General features: G+C 45.1%; 19 protein-coding genes, 1 tRNA gene and 1 pseudogene. 4 read left to right on the top strand and 17 right to left on the bottom strand.

Annotated features, from left to right (window positions below; all coding sequences use genetic code 11):
- Nucleotides 1-6: 6 nt before the first annotated feature.
- From NLZ44_RS04350 to NLZ44_RS04325, 6 genes are all read right to left on the bottom strand, one after another.
- Nucleotides 7-858: a tetratricopeptide repeat protein gene (locus NLZ44_RS04350; protein ID WP_493752946.1), complete on the bottom strand. Its 852-nt coding sequence runs from the start codon at nt 856-858 to the stop codon at nt 7-9.
- 88 nt (nt 859-946) lie between these two features.
- Complete coding sequence (locus NLZ44_RS04345; protein WP_493751962.1) at nt 947-2,359, bottom strand: sensor histidine kinase; 1,413 nt, start codon at nt 2,357-2,359, stop codon at nt 947-949.
- 76 nt (nt 2,360-2,435) lie between these two features.
- Nucleotides 2,436-2,963, bottom strand: a complete 528-nt coding sequence (locus tag NLZ44_RS04340) for a pentapeptide repeat-containing protein (protein ID WP_493751961.1) — start codon at nt 2,961-2,963, stop codon at nt 2,436-2,438.
- A 128-nt stretch (nt 2,964-3,091) separates the two neighbouring features.
- Nucleotides 3,092-3,514: a hypothetical protein gene (locus NLZ44_RS04335; protein WP_493751960.1), complete on the bottom strand. Its 423-nt coding sequence runs from the start codon at nt 3,512-3,514 to the stop codon at nt 3,092-3,094.
- Between the two features lie 117 nt (nt 3,515-3,631).
- A complete protein-coding gene (gene pyrG / locus NLZ44_RS04330) occupies nt 3,632-5,332 on the bottom strand; it encodes a CTP synthase (protein WP_493751959.1) in 1,701 nt (566 codons plus the stop codon).
- A 193-nt stretch (nt 5,333-5,525) separates the two neighbouring features.
- Nucleotides 5,526-6,701 carry an NAD(P)/FAD-dependent oxidoreductase gene (locus NLZ44_RS04325; protein ID WP_493751958.1) on the bottom strand — a complete coding sequence of 392 codons (1,176 nt, stop codon included), beginning with the start codon at nt 6,699-6,701 and terminating at the stop codon, nt 5,526-5,528.
- Nucleotides 6,702-6,779: 78 nt separating this feature from the next.
- Here NLZ44_RS04325 and NLZ44_RS04320 point away from each other — a divergent pair, with 78 nt between their 5' ends.
- Nucleotides 6,780-6,929, top strand: coding sequence for a hypothetical protein (locus NLZ44_RS04320; RefSeq protein ID WP_006624353.1), 150 nt, complete (start codon nt 6,780-6,782; stop codon nt 6,927-6,929).
- Between the two features lie 254 nt (nt 6,930-7,183).
- On the opposite strand, the gene NLZ44_RS04315 is transcribed toward NLZ44_RS04320, so the two are convergent.
- From NLZ44_RS04315 to NLZ44_RS04305, 3 genes are all read right to left on the bottom strand, one after another.
- Complete coding sequence (locus NLZ44_RS04315; protein WP_493751957.1) at nt 7,184-7,939, bottom strand: AAA family ATPase; 756 nt, start codon at nt 7,937-7,939, stop codon at nt 7,184-7,186.
- A 9-nt stretch (nt 7,940-7,948) separates the two neighbouring features.
- A complete protein-coding gene (locus NLZ44_RS04310) occupies nt 7,949-8,404 on the bottom strand; it encodes an AAA family ATPase (protein WP_493751956.1) in 456 nt (151 codons plus the stop codon).
- Nucleotides 8,405-8,729: 325 nt separating this feature from the next.
- Complete coding sequence (locus NLZ44_RS04305; protein ID WP_493751955.1) at nt 8,730-9,293, bottom strand: hypothetical protein; 564 nt, start codon at nt 9,291-9,293, stop codon at nt 8,730-8,732.
- 152 nt (nt 9,294-9,445) lie between these two features.
- Here NLZ44_RS04305 and NLZ44_RS04300 point away from each other — a divergent pair, with 152 nt between their 5' ends.
- Nucleotides 9,446-10,051 carry a cytochrome b/b6 domain-containing protein gene (locus tag NLZ44_RS04300; protein ID WP_008052461.1) on the top strand — a complete coding sequence of 202 codons (606 nt, stop codon included), beginning with the start codon at nt 9,446-9,448 and terminating at the stop codon, nt 10,049-10,051.
- Between the two features lie 132 nt (nt 10,052-10,183).
- Here NLZ44_RS04300 and secA read toward each other — a convergent pair whose 3' ends face one another.
- Nucleotides 10,184-12,973, bottom strand: a complete 2,790-nt coding sequence (gene secA / locus NLZ44_RS04295; RefSeq protein WP_493751954.1) for a preprotein translocase subunit SecA — start codon at nt 12,971-12,973, stop codon at nt 10,184-10,186.
- 141 nt (nt 12,974-13,114) lie between these two features.
- Here secA and NLZ44_RS04290 point away from each other — a divergent pair, with 141 nt between their 5' ends.
- Nucleotides 13,115-13,999 (top strand): alpha/beta fold hydrolase, encoded by an 885-nt coding sequence (locus tag NLZ44_RS04290; RefSeq protein ID WP_493751953.1) that lies wholly within the window; start codon nt 13,115-13,117, stop codon nt 13,997-13,999.
- A gap of 581 nt (nt 14,000-14,580) precedes the next feature.
- On the opposite strand, the gene NLZ44_RS04285 is transcribed toward NLZ44_RS04290, so the two are convergent.
- From NLZ44_RS04285 to NLZ44_RS04260, 6 genes and pseudogenes are all read right to left on the bottom strand, one after another.
- Nucleotides 14,581-16,035: a restriction endonuclease gene (locus tag NLZ44_RS04285; RefSeq protein ID WP_008052458.1), complete on the bottom strand. Its 1,455-nt coding sequence runs from the start codon at nt 16,033-16,035 to the stop codon at nt 14,581-14,583.
- 103 nt (nt 16,036-16,138) lie between these two features.
- Entirely contained in the window at nt 16,139-16,327 is a 189-nt protein-coding gene (locus NLZ44_RS04280) for a hypothetical protein (protein ID WP_008052455.1), read from the bottom strand.
- Between the two features lie 11 nt (nt 16,328-16,338).
- Nucleotides 16,339-17,535: an RNA-guided endonuclease InsQ/TnpB family protein gene (locus tag NLZ44_RS04275; RefSeq protein ID WP_493751952.1), complete on the bottom strand. Its 1,197-nt coding sequence runs from the start codon at nt 17,533-17,535 to the stop codon at nt 16,339-16,341.
- Nucleotides 17,444-18,016, bottom strand: a pseudogene (locus tag NLZ44_RS04270) (IS607 family transposase); the annotation flags it as partial. The gene NLZ44_RS04275 and the pseudogene NLZ44_RS04270, both read right to left, overlap by 92 nt.
- A 483-nt stretch (nt 18,017-18,499) precedes the next feature.
- Complete coding sequence (locus NLZ44_RS04265) at nt 18,500-19,333, bottom strand: Tab2/Atab2 family RNA-binding protein (RefSeq protein WP_046321387.1); 834 nt, start codon at nt 19,331-19,333, stop codon at nt 18,500-18,502.
- Nucleotides 19,334-19,355: 22 nt separating this feature from the next.
- Nucleotides 19,356-19,715 (bottom strand): DUF4870 domain-containing protein, encoded by a 360-nt coding sequence (locus tag NLZ44_RS04260; protein WP_006624367.1) that lies wholly within the window; start codon nt 19,713-19,715, stop codon nt 19,356-19,358.
- Between the two features lie 155 nt (nt 19,716-19,870).
- Between NLZ44_RS04260 and map the strand changes: the two genes are divergently transcribed.
- On the top strand, nt 19,871-20,632 hold the full coding sequence (map, locus tag NLZ44_RS04255; protein ID WP_006624368.1) for a type I methionyl aminopeptidase: 762 nt from the start codon (nt 19,871-19,873) through the stop codon (nt 20,630-20,632).
- Between the two features lie 112 nt (nt 20,633-20,744).
- Here the strand turns inward: map and NLZ44_RS04250 are convergent.
- Nucleotides 20,745-20,816 (bottom strand) — tRNA-Gln (locus NLZ44_RS04250).
- Nucleotides 20,817-20,931 lie beyond the last annotated feature (115 nt).

Raw genomic sequence — 20,931 nt, 5'->3', positions numbered from 1 at the left:
CTATCCTTAGAGTCGGCTGATGGTTTGCTGCATCCGAGGTGTGGAAAGAAAAGTCCGAGCATCCTCCATGAGGCGATCGCCCCAGAGATTTTCTCGGAGAAATTCAAGCTCTGCATAACGACTGTCTAGTTGCAGGGCTTGTTCTCCCAAGGTTAAAGCCCTTTCTGTGTCGCCCTGTCGATAAAGGGCTACTGCAATCGCTAACAACGGCTCGGCGGCGGTTTCATCAATGGCAAAAGCCTCTTCCCAACGCTGCACCGCTGAATCGGTTTGACCGAGTTCGTATTCCACTAAACCAATATTATTAATTGCTGGCCAGAGGAGTCTTTCCTGGTTATAGGCTTCTTTGTATCTGGCGATCGCTTGCTCGAATTTTCCCAGTTGGAAATAGGCATTACCTAAATCAAACAAGGCTCCGGGAACGTTAGGATTGATTCTTAAACCCTGTTCGATTTCCTCCACAGACCTCTGATACTCTCCTTTGCGAAAGTAAGCCTCCCCTAAGACAAACCTAATTGCTGGGTTGTCAGGGGCTAAGGCTTGGGCTCTGTTTAGGGATTCGATTCCAGCTTCTATGCGATCGACTTGGATATACAGACTACCTAATAAAGCCCAGGTTTGATAGTTGTTGGGTGCTAATTGGGTGGCTAATTCAGCCCTGGGTAGGGCGAGTTGGTATTGCTGAAATCGTGTGAGTTGGGCGGCTTCTTCAATTAAACCATCTCCGGTTTGTTGTAAATGTTCTGAGTCTACTTGCAGAGTGTAAGGTAATAAGGCTTGGGCGAATGCCGCTTGACGCACACCCGTCAGGTTTACCCATAGGGGGAGGGTCAGCAGTAATCCTCCTAATTGCCTCACTAGGCGGAAATGGCGACTTGTGAAATGGCTAAAAATTGATGTCCAGAGCATGATGATTACAGGTGATCAAAGGGGGTTTAATTTAGATTTAGGTTAGGGGGAGCCAAATTTCAAATTCTGTGCCTACACCCAGTTGCGATCGCAGATTTAGCTTGCCTCCGTGTTTGGCGGTGACAATTTGATAGCTTAACCCTAAACTGGTTTCTTTGTCAGCGCGACGATGGGCCGAGAATGACTCCAGGATTTTTTTCAACTGCGACGATGACATCCCCGGACCATTATCACTTATTTTAATTAAAACCCAGGACTCCTGATTTGACTCCCCCCTGGGGGTATCTCCTTGGTCCTCTGTCATGGCGCTAACCTTGATGGTAATTTCAATTTGGGGGCGATCGCTTCTTTGAATTCGATGCACAGGCCCGAACTCTTCTACCCAGTCCTGTCTCACCGCCCGATCAATCAGAGCGCTAACCGCATTGGTGAGAATATTCATAAACACCTGATTTAACTGTCCAATATAGCAGGAAATCGGCGGAACTTGCCCATAGTGCCTAATAATTTCGATTTCCCCTTTGATTTGGCTTTGGATTAACAAGACAATACCATCCAAAGACCCCTGCAAATCTGCTGGCTTGGGGTGGACATTATCAATATGGCAGAAGTTCTGTAAGCTGGTGGCTAATCGATTTAGGCGATCGGCCCCTCCACTAATACTAGCAACTACTCGCGGTAAATCCGATCGCACAAAGTCTAAGTCTATCTCCTCCTGTTTAGCTTCAATCTCTGGCGGCACTTGGGGAAAATGCTTCTCATAAGCTGATAATAACTCCATTAACCCTTGGGCGTATTCGTTTAAATGGGTAAGATTACCCCAAATAAATCCCACCGGATCTAAGATTTCGTGGGCGACACCATCTACTAAGCGCCCTAGGTTACTCATTTTTTCACTCTGAATCATTTGGATCTGGGTGCGTTCATAACGCACTTGGGTTTCAATACCTCTAATTTGCCAATGGGCAATATTGAGATCGTCAATATTTAAAATAGAATAGGGGATGGCTGGATTTCCTCGATGAGCTACAACAATTGGTTCGGCAATTAGTTCTGGCGATCGCCTTCTAGCATAGCGCGCCGCTTCTAAAATCGTCATCGTTTCCGGTAAAACCAGCATCGGGAAACCCCCATAGCTATAACAAACTCCCAAGGGTTGACTTGACAACATTTCCCCCCCTTGAGGTCGGATGAAAAACTCTAATAATTGTCGTCGGGAAAGTAGCCCCACTAATTGGGGTTCCTCCGATTCTATGTCTTCCCAAATTAATACCCCAGGTAGTAAAGCGTGACCCTGAAATTGTCGGACTACTTCTGAGACTTGGCTATCTGATTTTATACCAAAATGATAAGTGGGTAAATCCCCTAAAGTGGCTTCCCAGTCTAGGTCGGGGCTATTTCCCTCTAACCTCTTGGGAAAGGATAAGTAAGTTTTAAATGGCTCTGACACTGGATACTATGGCGATCGGAATTTTGATGATAATTTAATTATAAATTATTCCGAGCCTTGGTCAGATTAAATTTGACTATCCCTGCGTAAATCCATGGGGACCAATAGTGCGATCGCATTGTTCAGGAGATAGATTAACTCCCTTAGCCCGAAACAGGTTACAACCAATAAATATAGCCTTTTCTATCTGGGCTCCTTCCAGGTTAGCACCCTGTAGGTCAACATTGACTAGGTAAGCATCTTGTAAATCCGCATTATACAAGTCCGCCGCTTGTAAATTTACATCAGACAATTGCGCCCTCTGTAAGTTACTATAGCGCAGATTAGCTCGATAAAAATTACTATGGGATAGGCAAGCATCAGATAAATTACCCTCCTTCAGCTTCACATCCCCAAATTCACTCTCAATAATCTCTGTATTGCTCAAATTAGCATAACTTAAATTAGCATAGGGCATATATACTTTAATTAATCGACTTGCTACCAGTTGAATATTTCGCAAATCTACCTCAAATAAATTCGCTCTCACTATTTCAATATTTACAAAATCTCGTTGACCATTAACATAATTTCGCCATAAATCCTGATCAGTTAACTTCTGCATTTTGGAATTAGCTAAGATATCATTCCTTTTCGGGAATCTTTCCCCGAAAAGTCGATTGCCATTTTACACTGTAGGACACCTAGACACCAAAACCGATAAGTTTTAATCTTTTTTTTATAGTTAGCGATTTATGGCACTGAATAGCCAGTAGTTTTATAAATATAATCTTGAATTCTTTGATAAGTACCGGGGTTGCTGTGGCGATTAATCACTACCTGTTCACGGGTATTCGCCAACCAAAATACAATCCGCTGGGTACCATCACAGCTAAATACTTGGATACGACTCAAATCAATTATATATTCATTGCGGTCATAATTAAACTTAATCCAAAACCCTGTGGCTGGACTTGCTGCTGTTTGTTTTTTGATGTAATCCAGAATAATTTGATAGGTTTCTGGGTGAGTTTTCGGATGAATTACAATGGGATAGTTACCGTCTTTTAACCAAAAGGTTAGGCGATTATTTAACCCAAAACAAAATGCACCGATGCTATGGAGATCGATAATATAGGTTTCTCTTTCATAGATCAGTTTAATCCAGTGCGCCACAAGATTACCTCAAATCTGTGATTCTTGCCATAATGAGTATTCAGAAAATGCAGCATTAAGGATTACCTAAAATCAGCCCGAACCAATTGATAAAATCTCCTGGGCGGGCTGTAATTTTTAGGACTTATCAGCGGAATTATTGACTACCGCCTTCGGTTTGTTCTCCGACCTAAACGTGTTTTTTTTGTCTTTCTCTAATAGATGACAAGCTGCTTGAATCAACCCTTTGAACAGGGGGTGGGGAGTATTAGGTCGAGACTGGAACTCAGGATGAAATTGGGTAGCAATGAAAAATGGATGCTGGGGAAATTCAATAATTTCTACCAAGCGACCATCTGGAGATGTACCACTGATCATATAACCGGTTTCCAAAAACAGACTCCGATAGGCATTATTAAACTCATACCGATGTCGGTGGCGTTCATAAACCACTTCCTGATCGTACAGTTTGGAGGCGAGGGTATCAGGCTTTAACCTACAAGGATATAACCCTAAACGCATAGTTCCACCAAGATCGACAACATCCTGCTGTTCTGGTAATAAGTTAATTACCGGGTTAGGGGTGTTGGGATCAAATTCGGCACTATCTGCGTTTGCTAGTCCCGCACAATAACGCGCCCATTCGATAATAGAACATTGCATCCCTAAGCATAGACCTAAAAACGGGATTTGATGTTCTCTGGCATAACGAATCGCCGCAATTTTACCATCAATTCCCCTGACCCCAAATCCCCCCGGTACAATAATACCGTGAACTTCTTTCAGGGCTGATTGTACATCATCAGTTTGTAGGTCTTCTGAATTTACCCATCTGAGATTGACTTCGGTTCCCACATCAATTGCTGCATGGCGCACGGCTTCTACTACGGATAGGTAAGCATCGCTTAACTGGATGTATTTACCGACGATCGCAATTTCCACGGGGGTGGGTTCCATAGTCGCCAATCCACCCCTTTGGGTATGATAGAGGCGATCGACAAGAGTTTGCCAAGAACTCAGATCTGGCTGTCGCTGTTCTAATTGTAGAAGTTCCAAGGTTTGCTGGGCGAGTCCTTCTTTTTCCAAAATTAGGGGTACTTCGTAAATGCTATCAGCATCTTGGGCTGTAATCACACTCTCTACCTCTACATCGCAAAACTCGGAGATCTTCTCTTTTATCCCCATAGGTAAAGGGCGATCGCATCTACAAACCAGAATATCTGGTTGAATACCAATTGATCGCAATTCTTTCACAGAATGTTGAGTCGGCTTAGTTTTCATCTCCCCCGCCGCACTAATAAAAGGCATTAAGGTAACATGGAGATAGACCACATTTTTGCGGCCCACATCTTTCCGAAATTGTCGGATCGCCTCCAAAAAGGGTAAAGACTCGATATCCCCCACGGTTCCACCCACCTCTGTAATTACCACATCTGAGTGAGTATTCTGGGCTACCCTATGGATACGTTCCTTACACTCATTGGTAATATGGGGGATCACCTGGACTGTTCCCCCGTGATAGTCCCCCCGTCTCTCTTTATTGATTACAGCTTGATAAATCGCCCCCGCTGTCACACTATTTAGGCGGGACATAGAAGTGTCAGTAAATCTTTCATAATGTCCCAAGTCTAAATCAGTTTCTGCCCCATCTTGGGTAACAAACACCTCCCCATGCTGAAACGGACTCATAGTTCCCGGATCTACGTTAATATAGGGATCTAACTTGAGGATGGAGACCGAATAGTTACGGGATTTTAGCAAACGCCCTAAACTCGCGGCCACAATTCCCTTACCGATACTGGAGACGACCCCACCTGTAATAAAAACAAACTTAGCCATAAAAATGATCCAACGCTCACCCATTGGGACTACACTTATTCTGCCATAAAACTGAACCCTTGCTAGTTAAATCTTGACACTGAACACTTAATTTTTGTTAATGTTCGTTAATGTGTTTCCCTCTGGGCTAGACTAAAGCATCCTCCCGGCTACATTTGTTGACAGCCATTAAACCCCATTAGTATCACGATATTTAAACATATAATCTACTGGGAGATAATTGCTCAAATATAGAATCGGCTTTTCCAGCTAGATACTCCCCATAGCGTTGGGCTAAGGGTGGCACAAATACCAAGGGATTACTAAAACCTGAAAATATATGGATTCCTGACCAATTTGGCACCGCACCTATCAGGGGTAAACCATCCCCGCTAAAGGCGACTAAACAGTGATGCCAAGTGGCTGGCAAATGGGCTAAACTCGGTAAAATTTTGGCGATCGCCTCTCGGATAGTTGCCTCACTTTCCGCCTGATTAATCACCGCGTTGGGATTACTCAAAGTTCGCGAAGGTTGCCCGATTCTCAAACGACCATCTAACAATTGTACAGCACTAGGGTCTATAATAAATGGTGCTAATTCCTGATAGGGGTCATCCCACAACTCTTCTAGTTCCGGCTGAGTAGCGATCGCTTCCAGCCTAAATCTGGGCATAGTCGCCGACATCACTACAGTTCTCAATTTTGGCGGCAATTTATCGGTTTCTAAAACCTCCGTATGAGTAAAGTGTATTTTTACTTTAATTCCCGCTGCTTTTAACAGTTCCCTACTCATACCACCCGCACAAACCACCACATTAGCAGCCGATAAATTTTCCCCATCTGCAATCACACCAGTTATCCGATTTCCCACTCTGATTAAATCAGAAACTATGCCAATTTTGACAGTTCCCCCTAACCGTTGGAAACCATGTATATATCCCTGGTTTAGAGCCTCTGGTAAAATGTGACCATGGCGCACCGTAAACGCACCAGCTATTTCTTCCGGGTTTAGTAGGGGTTCTAATTCGCAAGCGGTTTGAGTATCCACCCACCTAGGAGGAGTCACAAAAGGGGGATAATTAGCGGCTATGGCTTCCGGGTCAGTATCTCTGGGGACTGTTAACACCAGATCGACTTCCCGCAACTGCGTATCAACCCCTAACTCCTCTGATAAAACCTGATGGCGTTTCCGTCCCTGTTGACACAATTCATAGGTTAGATCATTATAACCCGCCCAATAAGCTAGTCCCCCATAACTGTAGCACGTAGCATTTTCTGGAGTCGGAAACTGATCTATTAACATCACGGAAAATCCGTTTTTGGCTAATTCATAACTGAGGGAAGCACCAGCAATTCCCGCACCAACTACAATCCAATCAACAGTTTTCATGGTCTAATTTTCATATAGATTACCTAAGATTTTCCCATAAATAGCGATCGCACTACTATATTATTCATACCCACCCCAATGGTTCAGGAAAGGGTCAACCCCATAGTTACTATAGGCGATCGCTCCAGTGTCAGACCCCCTAAACCTATCACCTTACCCAATAACTTGGAAAGTGGCTATTCTGTTACTCATCCTGATGAGAATCGATATAAGCAAGCAACCATTTAGCTTCATCGAAATCTTCCATGATAGTTTTTAAGTCTAGTAATCCGATTAATTTATAAACATCAACAAATTATTAACAGTTAAAATCGCCTTATGTTCTGCTTTAACTACTTCTATATAAATCGTAATATCTATCATGTCTCACCGCCTTCATTTTATGATTTGTCTGAATTTTGGGTATATTACAGACATGAATAATGGATGGCTATGATTGGCTAACTCTATGTAATTAAAATTTATGTATATCAACGGAATATCTACCATCTTTTACCGCCTATAATACCTTGCAGCCATGCTTGACCGACCAGAAAATTATCAAGCCAGTCCTCAAACTCATCTGATGACTTAAAATTTACCTCTGTCTCATTTTTCTGGTTTTTTTCAAATATTAATACATCCTCAATATCGAATGAATTTAGCAGCAATGGTGAATGAGTCGTTACGATTATTTGCGTATTTTTGGATGCTTGCTTGAGTGCATCTGTGATGGTATTAATCATGTCGGGATGAAGATTTGTTTCCGGCTCATCAATACAGACTAAGTTACCTCGTTCAGGGTTAAATAATATGGATAATAGCAAAAGATAGCGGAGGGTTCCATCTGAGATATGTTCAATAGAAACTGACTTAGCCAGATAATCTTCACGAAGGACTAAGTATAATTTAGAACCCAAAAAATTAAAATTGATGTCTTTAAAATGTGGGTTAATTTTCTTGATGGCTTGCTCGATTTCAGCATACCAGAGAGAATTGTTATTTCTGATGTTGTTAATAATCGTCATCAGGTTTTGTCCATCATGGGACAATTTTCTTTCAGTACCATAGCTGGAAGGTTGTCTGATGACACTTTCAAAGGTGGTATCAAAATAATAATAGACAGCTACCTCTTCTAAAGCTCTTTTTAAGGTGAAAATAGGATAAAATCTCTCCGGGTCTGAAATCTGACTTAAAACGGGTTCTGTGGATTTAAAATTGACCTGTTGACTTTCTTGGGGATATCTCTGAAAACCCACTTTTCCTTCTTACCGAGTGGAAATAACTCCCTGGGCATTATTCATGTCCATGAAGATAAAATCATCTTGATCATCACTTCGGCAATATAGCTTTTCTTTCAAGTAATATGAAGTTGACCCCGCTTTAAAGATTGTGAGTTCGTAAATGGGATTAGTTTTAAATTGGAATCCTCTTCTATCGTGATTTTGGTGAATTGCATCTTTGCTAAATTCAAAGCCGAGTTTTATATAGTCTTTGGTGTCCTCATTAAAATTGGCCACGGCATCAAAGCCACTCCACTTTTTTAAAAAAGTCTTTTCCAATCCATTCCCGGCAATAATCTCATACAGTAAAGCGATCGCCTTTAACAAGTTGGATTTGCCACTACCATTAATACCTAGGAGAATATTCACACCAGGATTCAGCTTGATGGTTGTGGGTTTTCGGAAACTAAAAAAGTTTTCTAAGGTAATTTCTGACAGCATTCTTATGGATTTTTCTTTGATATGGTCTGTGTCTGTCTAAGTTATACAGCTTGTTCACCAGTCGCTTAATACATTGCCCTCACCCTAAATCTGGATCCCAGAAAGGGAGAGGGACTTTGAGAGGTGATCAGATGATTTCTGAACAGGCTGTAACTTGGATTATACTATAAAGATGCTTGATTTCGGTCTGGGGACTGTTTCTGGCTGCTGTCTTTTCATTCTTCCACACTTCTCCTCTTGATAGTCAGACAAGTTTGCGCCCCAACTAGGCTGGGGGTGAATGGCGACTATGGGGACTACAATCCTATCCATTTATGGGTAAAAATTAAGGCGGCGATATGGGTTCATATAAGATAGTTTTTCCTCGCCTTTGACCAGAATCTTGCCATCCCCGTTTATGTAGTTCTCCTAGGCGGTTTAAAGTGGTAATATATGGGGCGGAAACTCCCAAAATTTGCGCTAATTCTTTGCCGGTTTTTAAGCGAGAATCTATGGGTTGATGTGATGGTTGGCGTGATGATGGTGGCGAGGGTTTTGATAACTTATTTGATAACTTATCAGCCGGGGAAGCTGGCGGCGGTGGTGCCGAAGCGCGATCGCTCGCTTTTGAGTCTATATAATTCGGCAATATGTCCCGAATTTGGGGTTCCAGATTTTGTTGCAAATAATCTTCAATAATTTGTTTGATATCGAGATCCATTCTCCCATCTGAACCAGAGGAAAAGGCGATCGCTACCTGATGATCCAGAGGTGCCAGATAAATTTTGATTAACCCAACTAACACCTGTTCTGGGGACATTTGATAGGTCGCACAACGTTGCTGGAAATCCTCCCACAGCTTAGGATTAACCCTCAAATTAATCGAAACTTCATGGTTTGAGACAACCACAGAATTTACCCTATTGTAATAGCCTTTCTCATTATAGATTACTCCTTTTCCCGCCCAAATCACACAGAGAACAAAGGATAATTATACCCATTGTGCAAGTTATCCTAAAACCCTGCTATACTATTGATAAAGAAACTCAAAAAGACCTAATTATGAGCGCTTCCAAACCCTACCAGCCCTTGCTATTTCGCCTATTACACGGCTTAAATAGCCTTTTAGTATTTGGATGTATTATCACTGGCTATCTCGTTTACGAAAGCTACGATCGCCGTTTCGGGACTCTCTGGTTAATCCCGGAAGATAGCAACCTGATCGACATCCATGGAACCTGGGGATTTTTCCTATTCTTTATGGCCTTAGCCTTCACCTACTACAGCCTACGTCGGGGGAAAAAACGCCTCATCCAACCTGACACCCTAGCCCAACTCAAACGGACCCCACAGCCAATCTGGTGGTACACCCTCCATCGAATCACCAACACCATAGCCTTATTAGCCCTAGCACTAGCCGTCATTTCTGGGAAATTCCAGGACGAAAACTGGCTGAGGGTAGGGGAAACACACCATTTGTCGTATAATATCCACCTGTTAGCTTGGGCAATTATGATTGTGGCGATCGCCCTTCATGTTCTCATGGCGGCGCGGGTTGGAGGTGTTCCCCTGCTGCTGTCTATGGCTAATTCTCAAATCAAATCCAGCGACCATCCCCGTCTCTGGTGGGGTAACTTGCGAAACTGGCTAAAACATCCCCGAATTTGACTACAAAAACGGAAAAGGCACCTGGGAGTCTGGCCGAGTTTCGACCCCAAGTACCTCTTCCTTCAAACCTTACTCCTCACACTTGACAACCAATATATACTATTTTCCGAGATTGTCAAGGGCATTTCCCAATTAAGCCACCGCCGGCTGAGGCTGAAACTGGAACATCGAGTAAATCACATTCCGGCGAATATCCGTCATCATATCCAGGAAAAGTTCGTAACCCTCCCGTTTATACTCCACCAGCGGGTCTTTCTGACCATAGCCTCGCAGACCCACAGACTCCCGCAAAGCATCCATTTGCTGCAAATGTTCCCGCCACAGAGTATCAATCTGTTGGAGAATAAAAAACCTTTCCGCATCACGCATCAGTCCAGGGCGAATCTGATTTACCTGAGCCTCCTTAATATCATAAGCATTACGCAGTTGTTCATACAAGAAAGTCTTAATCTCCTCAACCGTCATATCAAACAACTGTTCAGAAGTAAGATCCTTCAGCAAATAAACAAACTCCTTCACCTTAGCCACCAAAGTCTCAAGATCCCACTCTTCCGAAGGCAGATCCGGGTTAATATAAGCCTCGACGATATCATCCATCGTCTTTTCCCCATACTTAATCACCTGTTCCTTGAGATCCTGACCCTCTAATACCCGGCGGCGTTCCGCATAAATAGCCCGACGCTGATTATTCATTACCTCGTCGTACTCGAACACCTGCTTACGGATATCATAATAATAAGTCTCTACCTTTTTCTGGGCATTTTCCAGCGATCGCGTCAACAACTTCGACTCAATAGGTAAATCCTCCTCCACCTGAAAAGCCGTCATCATCGCCGACACCCGTTCACCACCAAAAATCCGCAGCAAATTATCTTCCAGACTCAAAAAGAAGCGAGTCGAACCCGGGTCTCCCTGACGACCAGCCCTTCCCCGCAACTGGTTATCTACCCGACGGGACTCATGGCGTTCTGTACCGATAACGTGCAATCCTCCCAGGGACACCACCTCATCATGTTCCTCATGAGTAAACACCTCATACTCAGCCACAATAGCCTGATAAACGTCCCGTATCCGCTGAACCACCACATCAGTAGTGGGAGCTTTTTCCGAAGCTACAGCTAGGATATCCTCAGCCATAAGTTCAGGAACACTACGTTCCCCATAAACCGACACCGCAAAATCTACCGCCGATCGCAGTTTCTCTTGAGTCTCTACCGACAACTCCGTGGGAAAAATTCCCGCCGCCACCTTCCAAACCTTCGGCTTATCAGCAGCAGCAAAACCCTGGGGCTTATTACGACGGGGACCCCCTCCGATTTGAGGGATAGCCAATTCTCGCTCATCTTGCGGTTTCACAATTCGGGGCATAAAATACTCCCGTAACTTCAACCGCGCCATATAATCAGCATTACCCCCCAGGATAATATCAGTTCCTCGCCCCGCCATGTTAGTAGCAATAGTCACAGCCCCTTTGCGACCAGCCTGCGCCACAATTTCTGATTCCCTTTCCACATTTTCCGGCTTCGCATTCAAAAGATTATGGGGAACCTCCTGCTGTGATAACAAACCAGAAAGCAACTCCGATTTTTCCACACTGGTAGTTCCCACCAATACAGGTCTACCCATATTGTGCATTTGCGCGCATTCAGTAGCGATCGCCAGCCATTTCCCCTGCTCAGTTTTATAAACCATATCCGACAAATCCGCACGAGCCGTCGGTCGGTTAGTCGGAACTACCGTCACCTGCAAATTATAAATCTTCTCAATTTCCGCCTCCTCAGTTTTCGCCGTCCCCGTCATCCCCGACAATTTGGGATATAGCAAAAAGAAATTTTGATAAGTAATTGTCGCCAAAGTTTGGGTTTCCGGCTGAATTTCCACACCTTCCTTAGCCTCGATCGCCTGATGTAAGCCATCACTCCAACGCCGACCCTGCATTACCCGTCCCGTGAACTCGTCTACAATAACGACTTCATCATCCCGAACGATATAATTAACATCCTTGATAAACAATTCTTTTGCTTTCAACGCATTAAACACAAAATGCGCCCAAGGGTCATTAGGATCATATAAATCCTTAACCCCCAAAAACTCTTCCGCCGCCGCAAAACCCTCATCCGTCAGCAGAACATTACGCGCCTTTTCGTCCACCTCATAATGTTCCTTATCCTTCTGTAGCGCCTTCGCCACCTCCGCCGCCCTCATATACTTCTCACTAGGACGTTCTACCTGACCAGAGATAATCAACGGAGTGCGCGCCTCATCAATTAGCACCGAGTCCACTTCGTCAATAATGCAATAATTGAAAGGACGCTGCACCACCTCTTCCATAGAGGTCGCCATATTATCCCGCAAATAGTCAAACCCAACCTCACTGTTAGTTGCGTAGGTAATATCACAGCTATAGTTCTTTTTCCGTTCCTCTGGACCCATTCCCTGCTGGATTAATCCCACACTCAACCCCAGAAAACGGTGTACCTGTCCCATCCACTCAGCATCACGACGCGCTAAATAATCATTAACCGTGATAATATGCACCCCGTGACCTGATAACCCATTCAGATAAGCCGGGAGGGTCGAAACCAGGGTTTTTCCTTCCCCCGTTTTCATCTCCGCGATTTCCCCCTTATGTAAAATCATACCCCCCAGCACCTGAACATCAAAGTGCCGCATCCCTAACACCCGTCGGGAAGCCTCCCTGACTACAGCAAACGCTAACGGTAAAATTTCCTCCAGGATTTGTTCCCTTTCCTCCCGGTTTTTGGCTTTCGCCAACATCTCCTTAAACTCCCCAGTCTTCGCCTTTAGACCTTCATCGGAGAGCGATCGCACATCTTCCTCTAGGATATTAACATCCGTCACTACAGGCTGATATTTTTTGATTTTCCGGGCATTAGGATCGCCCAGCAGAGCTTTAAGCATAGCAATAACAGGATAATCTCAACACTTTCCTATCTAGTATAGGGTTTATTCTTTACCTTGAAACTCCCATAGCCAGATCTTTTCCAATACGATCGCATCCCTGTTGGTTTAGATTATAATTACTGATTGCCATTGCTTTTTATGTTTCCTGAGTATTTACCCCCACTGGCTGAACCACTCACCGAATTGACTTCTATCTCCCTCGCTGAAGCAATTATTGCTCAACCCATAACCCTCCCAGCCGTCCCTCAACCTATCCTCACTACCTATGTCCGCCAAGGAAACCCACAGCCTCCCATTCTTCTCCTACACGGTTTCGATAGTTCCGTCCTAGAGTTTCGCCGACTCTTACCACTATTAGCTAATACCACCGAAACCTGGGCTGTGGATCTCTTCGGCTTTGGCTTTACGCAGCGATCGCCTTATTTAACCGTTAATCCTGCTCATATCCTAGCCCATCTCTACGCTTTCTGGCAATCCCGCATCAATCAGCCAGTTATCTTAGTTGGCGCTTCTATGGGAGGTGCTACAGCCATCGACTTTACCCTAAATCATCCCCACGCTGTACAATCTCTCGTCCTAATTGATAGTGCCGGAATTAATAAAGGTCCCATCGCTGGCAAGTTTTTATTTCCACCCTTCGACTATCTCGCTACCGAATTTCTGCGCCAACCTAAAGTTCGCCAAAGTATCAGCGAAAACGCCTATTTTGACAAAAGCCTCGCCTCCCGTGATGCTCAGTTATGCGCCGCATGGCATCTACAATCACCATTATGGAATCGCGGTTTAATTGAGTTTACCAAAAGTGGCGGTTATGGTGCTTTTGGCGATCGCTTAAATACTATTCAACAACCCACCTTAATTTTATGGGGCAACAATGACAAAATCTTGGGAACCAAAGATGCCGATAAATTCCGAACCGCTATCCCTAACAGTAAACTTATCTGGATTGACAAATGCGGTCATGTTCCACACCTCGAACAGCCACAAATTACCGCCAATCAAATACTCGAATTTGTCAATTAGCCACCCTCTCCCCCGCCCCCGCCTCATTCCCCCCAACCCTTGACAATTCCCCTCCCCATCAGTTATCATAATCCTGTGGTGGTTACATGGCTATACGCTTGATTTTTTATTCAATATCCCGTCCGCGCCTCATTTCCCCCCAACCCTTGACAATTCCCTTCCCCATCAGTTACAATATTCTTGTGGGGGTTACATGGGTATACGCTTGATTTTTTATTCAACATCCCGTCCGCGCCTCATGTCCCCCCAACCCTTGACAATTCCCTTCCCCATCAGTTACCATATTCTTGTGGGGGTTACATGGGTATACGCTTGATTTTTTATTCAACACTCCGTCCGCGCCTCATTTCCGCCAACCCTTGACAATTCCCTTCCCCATCAGTTACCATATTCTTGTGGGGGTTACATGGGTATACGCTTGATTTTTTATTCAACATAGAGCGATCGCCTCTATTAAATACATATCCTGCCAGAGGGAATATGATCCAACAACTTACCATTACAGTTCTGGTAGAAAATACAGCCGGGGGGAAAGGACTGCTAGGAGAACACGGGCCGTCTATTCTAGTGGAATTAGAATTTCATTCTAAATCGGAGGTATAACTATCATTCTGAGCGAAGGCATCGGCATCCAGTTCTAATACTTCGATCGCTTTCGTTTTCACCCCGATTCCATATTCGATTAACAGATCCAGCAGTTTTTCTCCGTTGATTAACGTGATTGGCGGCGCACCCGGGGCGAACGCCACCTCCACCGTCCCCTTGGAAAAATCGCCCGTGGTGATAATCGTACCCCGCACCGCTTGAAACCGATACAAACACCCCCGCAAAGCATCCAAAATTGGTCTTTGAATGTTCCCCTGTTGTCGCTTCACCTGCACCACTTCCCGCACCGAAGTGATCCCCAGTTCGATATCCGCGACCACATCGACTCCCTTATCATTCGTCGGTGATGTCACCTCCACATTTTGATAATTCATTGCCTCCAACAATTGCTTGATCAAATACTCAAAAGCGGTGGGAGCCATCGTCGATAGGATTTCTTGAATGCTGGATCTGACCGAGGCTTTCTGCTCTTTAACCAGGGTTAAAATTTCCTGTACTTTCCCCCCGCCGTCGAGTTCTTCATCGCCTCCCGAATCTTTCAAATAATTCAAACCCGCGTCGGTAATGCTGTAGGTTGTCCCCGTTTTGATCAATAATTCGCGATCGGCTAAATTGTAAAGCCGCCGCCACAGCGTATCTTTGATGGTGCTGTCTGTGCCGAATTGGGAGTAACGCTTGAGATAGTCCGACCAATCGGGTACAAAATCTCCGCGACGACCTCCCCCTTTTTCAGCCACCACACTTAGTAATTTTAATAAGCCTTCCCGTTCGTCAATTTGTTTTTCAACGTCTCCCAAGGAATGGCAGATAAAATCCCGTCCCGCATCAGTTAATACAACTTTCCCCCCTGAATCGTCTTCCAGCAATTCATAGATTCGAGACAGCAGCCAGTGTCCGTAAACGTGACGGGGGTTCACCCGGCGATCGCTTCCCGTCCAAATCGCCTCCGCCAGTTCTCGATTTTCCCCTTCCAGGCGTTCGGAGATCCAGCGATCAGGATTGGTCCAATCTACCGGATTTTGGGGGGTTCCCGACAGACTCATTATCGCCGATCGCAGTCCCGTGATTTGCGCGCGATCGCGTCCATTCCAAATCGGTAAAATCAATCTCAATTCCGAATAGGTGGGAAAGTGGGGAATTTTAACCCGGCGTTCGGTTTGCGGGTCTGATGTCGTCGAATTCGATTCGGAATCCATCGAGGTTACATCCCATTTTCTCAACCCAAAAACCCCGCGATTAATCTTCACGAAGCGACTGTGATCGCCCTTCTGTTTGATTTCGACGGCGATGATGGCGTTGAGGGTGGCTTCGGGACTTTTGCCGTTCGTTGGAATTAAATTCCGTGCGATCGCGATTTCAGCAATTTTGCGATAGTGCAGGGGAGAGCCAACATCTTCTAAAACTTGAATGGCAGCATCGGCGAAAGACATAGGAATCGTTAAAAATCAGAAATCATCAATTTTGTCACATCTAAAACAACCCGATTCGGCGAGATCTCCAATTAAAAGGACAACTCGATCCGCAATGGGGAGGTTATGGGGTGTTGGTTCCGAATTGCAGGCGGGTTCCTACGCGAACATCAATGCTACATCCAAGATGCCATAGATGGGCGATCGCATTAATGCCTGTACAGTGGTTAGCGCCTAGTAGTTGGACTTGATAATGCTTTAATTGGGCGGCGGTGGCTTCCAGGCGCTCTGGGTTAGCCTTTAACAGGTGCATACCTGATACATTTACGCGACATTTATCCGGCTATTGCCTGACAATGCGACGATAGCACTATTACCCGTTAAGGTAACAGAGGCGGTATCCCGCAAAGCTTTTAGAAAGATTCCAAAAGCACCGTTCCAGTCCCTCGGTAGAGTGAACCCACACTCCGGACATCGGAACACTTTTGAGCCACCTAGCTGGGAATGCACATGACCACAGTGAGTACAGGTTTTGCTGGTGTATTCTTCCGTCACATCTACAACTGTGGTTCCAGTTATTTCCCCTTGATGTCTCAGGGTTAGTTTGAATCGATAATGCGCCCATGTCAGCATGGCGCGGGCAGTCTTAGACCTGATTAGACGCTTCACCTTGGCAACCATATCGGAAGTCTCGAAGGTCGGCAGAAAAATTATGCTGTAGTTGTGAGTCAAGTAGTGAGCAATTTGTTTGTGGGCTTCATCAACTAGATTGCGAATTTTGGTTCTCATTCGTTGAGCCGCTTGCCTCATCCGTCGCCTTCTTGAACGACAGGGTTCCTTGGCGATTCGGCTCATCAAATCATCCAAATGTTGACATAGCCTAGTAATGCCTCCAATATCCCCGGAGCCCAATTCCAGAAATCGTGAACCATCAAACCCGGTCATAAAAGTTCGCACACCCGGGTCTAATGCAATCACGCCAGTAGCGTCAGTTGGGGTAACGGCAACTGGTTCAGGGAAAATCGCCAACCATCGACCTTTGGTAAACACCAACTGAGTCCCTTGCCCGCAAGTTTTAGGGATAGCTTCGGAAACCATGAAAGTTAATCCTTTCGTTAGTCTTGGATACCAACTCCCTGAAGAGAAATTAGTATTATTGAACTTAATCCCTTGAGAGCTGTCACGACAACTTCTAAACCTGGCATCAGGACTGGCGGTCAAAGCCTGATAGGCATCAAAGATGGCATTTTGCCGAATGTGGCAGGGTGTTTCTTTGACCCATGCAGGCAAGTCGCTCTGCATCACTTTATTGCGTAACTTTAACTTGCTTAGTCGTTTACCACTCCGGGATAATGCAATTGCTTGGTTGTAGCAATACCGACAAGCGGCTAACCATTTGCGCCAGACTTGATTTAGCTCCGGGCTGGGGTAAATCCGGATCTTCTTTGACCTGAGTTTTGTATTTACTCCGTCCGTATAATCGGGAACTGAAGCAGTGGAGGATGGCGAGGATGTCCTCAACCATTTCTGGTTCTGGACTGAGACTTGTCTGGTTGAGAACCATGAGTGAGCACCTGTTTTGCTCATAGAGCCATCGAAACAAGTCAAATCCCCATATTGCCAATCGGTCTTGGTGGGCAACGACAACCATGCCGACATCTCCTGACAAATGATGTCCCAGTAAGGCCAGCATTTTCTTTCCCTTGAAGTTGAGCCCGCCTCGGATTTCTGAGACGACTTCTGCTTCGGGGTAGAGGTTGGACAGTGCGGCCACCTGTCGGTTGAGGTCGGACTGCTGGGCGCGGCTACTAACTCTGGCATAGATAACGACTTTGCGTTTGTCACTGCCTGATTTGGCAGTATATCACTCAACGTTGTATCGTCGTTGCCCAGCGGGGGTTCTGATGGTCTCGATTGAGCCATTGTCGTCCCATCTGCGGAGTGTTCTTTCATGGACTCCAAGGATTTGGGCGGCTTCCTTGGGTTTGACATATCTGGCAATAGGTTTATCCTCAACCCTTCTCGCTTATTATACTGTATTGCCCTAAAATATTAACCGAATTTGTGATTAAATCATGCTCCCACGCTGAAAAATTGATTTTTTATTCAACAATCTCGGCCGCGCCTCATTTCCCCCAACCGTTGACAATTCCCCTCCCCATCAGTTACCATATTCTTGTGGGGGTTACATGGCTATACGCTTGATTTTTTATTCAACACAGCGATCGCGCCTCATTTCCCCCAACCCTTGACAACTACCCTCCTCATCAGTTACCATATTCTTGTGGGGGTTACATGGCTATACGCTTGATTTTTTATTCAACACAGCGATCGCGCCTCATTTCCCCCAACCCTTGACAATTCCCCTCCCCATCAGTTACCATATTCTTGTGGGGGTTACATGGCTATACGCTTGATTTTTTATTCAACACAGCGATCGCGCCCATATTCAGGGGATGAGCAACAACTTTTGAGGGGGAATTTTTCATTCCCCTGCTAACAACCAAAAACCCGTATAAGTTACCCCAGAATCATCAGGTTGAATCAAGAGAAAATGTAATCCCTTAGCCAAGCGTTTACGAGTCTCAAACATCCGCGCCGCCTGAGCGACATCATCATCATCAAAAGTAGCAACTACCCAGCGATCGCTCAACCCCGCCTCTAAAATCAAGCCATCAGGTTGTCCGGGAATGTAATTCAAGCCGACAGGTTTAACCGACTGTAACCATCTAGCCAAGCGCATAGACTGGCGACCCCCATCAATAACCACCCCGGAAATAGCAACGGTAGAAGCCAGACCCAAATTCAGGGGTAGTAAAAATGATGGCATATCCAAAATAGGAATAGGGCGATCGCCAAAGACTTCCTGAAGGTCTCCCGCTGGAAGAGTCGCAAACCGCCAGCGCGTCCCCCAGAGATTTTCCGGTAGAGGTAAAGGGGGTAATTTATCAATAGCCAAAGGATCATAATCCTCGCCAGTATAACCTGGCATTTGGGGATAAATTAACATCATCTCTGCCAGCAATTTTTTTAAACCCAGCGTCCGACGAGTCCCCTGGACAGTCACCCCCAACTGTTTACCCACCACCTCAAAGAGATTCAAGCAAGCAGGTCGAAACACCTGAATCAGATCAGGTTGATCAGTGTCCCAAATTTCTTCTAACTGTTTCAGCAGCCAAGTAGAGTTAGCTTCCGACTGAGGACAAGTCGCCACCAATAAGCGATCGCCCAATTCATCACAAAGTAACAGTTCCCACAAAGGCTGTCCGCTGTCATTCCGAAGAGGACGGCGATAAAAATCAGCTTGCCATATCCGCATAAAAAATTAAGCCATTAGTGAATCATTTAATCAATCTTAAAGTCAAAGGATAGCGATATCTGATACCCTCATTAGCTTTGCTGGCTGCCACAATAGTAAAAATCAAATCAAACAACAACACCGCAAATAGCAGAGGAATTCCAACTAAAAACACAATCAACACGATGGATACAAACAGATATATCAAAATGCTGATTTGAAAATTCAACGCTTCTTTAGCTTGATATTCAACAAATGGCATCTCATCCTTTTTCAGCAGCCAAATCACCAAAGGTCCAACGATATTAGCAACAGGTATGACATAACCCACAAAAGAGCTCAGGTGTGCGATCATACCCCAAGTTCTGCTTTCTTGATCTATCTGGTTCCGTCGATCAGTCATGTTGCCTCCATAGCTAAGTATGATGCCACTGTTGATCTATCTTAATACCATTTTAAGCAGATAGTACCTTAGCGCACCCCGTAGAACCATCAACTGTGATAGGTTAGGTAGAGAAAAAGCCTACTAATTAGGGTATCAACTAGCTAATTATACAAATGGGAACCGAAACAATCGTACTGCTATCGAGCCGAGAAATTGAAAAGATGCGCCAAGCCGGAAAGTTAGCCGCGCAACTACTGAACCACCTAGAACCGATGGTTAAACCAGGAGTCAGTACCCTAGAACTCAACGATGAAGCCGAACGCTGGACTCAGGCTCATGGTGCCCGTAGCGCTCCCCTCGGTTATAATGGGTTCCCCAAGTCTATTTGTACCAGTGTTAACGAAGTTATCTGTCACGGTATCCCCAGCGCCAAGCAGATTCTTCAAGATGGAGATATCATCAATATTGATGTCACCCCTATAGTTGATGGCTACCACGGCGACACCTCAAAAACCTTTTTTGTAGGTAATCCTTCCCCCACGGCTCAAAAATTGGTTGAAGTCACGGAGGAATGTTTGCGGCGGGCTATTGCGACGGTGAAACCGGGTAGTCGCATAGGGGATATTGGGGCTGCTATTCAAGAGTACGCGGAAAGTTATGGGTTTTCTGTAGTGCGGGATTTTGTCGGTCACGGGGTTAATACGGTCTTTCATACAGCACCGCAAATTCCCCATTATGGAACCCGTGGAAAAGGTAAAAAACTGCGCTCAGGAATGGTTTTTACGATTGAACCGATGATTAATGAGGGAACCTGGGAAGCAGAGGTACTCGATGATGGTTGGACAGCAATTACCACAGATGGTAAGCTGTCTGCTCAATTTGAACACACGATCGCTGTAACCGACCAGGGAGTTGATATTTTAACTTTACCATAGCGCTCTTGGTTAAACCAGCCAGGTAGGGACAATTGATCAGTTGCCCCTACTCTCGGAAATGGCTAAGATTAACTCCAGCCTAGGATATGGCTTGATAACTCATTACAGTAAACTGGGGCGGAAGGATTCGAACCTCCGAATGGCGGGACCAAAACCCGCTGCCTTACCGCTTGGCCACGCCCCAATAATCTCTCAGCCTTATTATCATATCAACACTCACCCCGGTTTTGTCAAGTGTTTTTGGAAATTTTTTTTCAGCCCCTGATATTTACCGGACAGAGAAAGCACTCAGAGGCTGG

The organism is Arthrospira sp. PCC 9901 (assembly GCF_059013425.1).
Note: the sequence above shows the minus strand (reverse complement) of the source record. Positions and strands in the feature narration are given on the sequence as shown.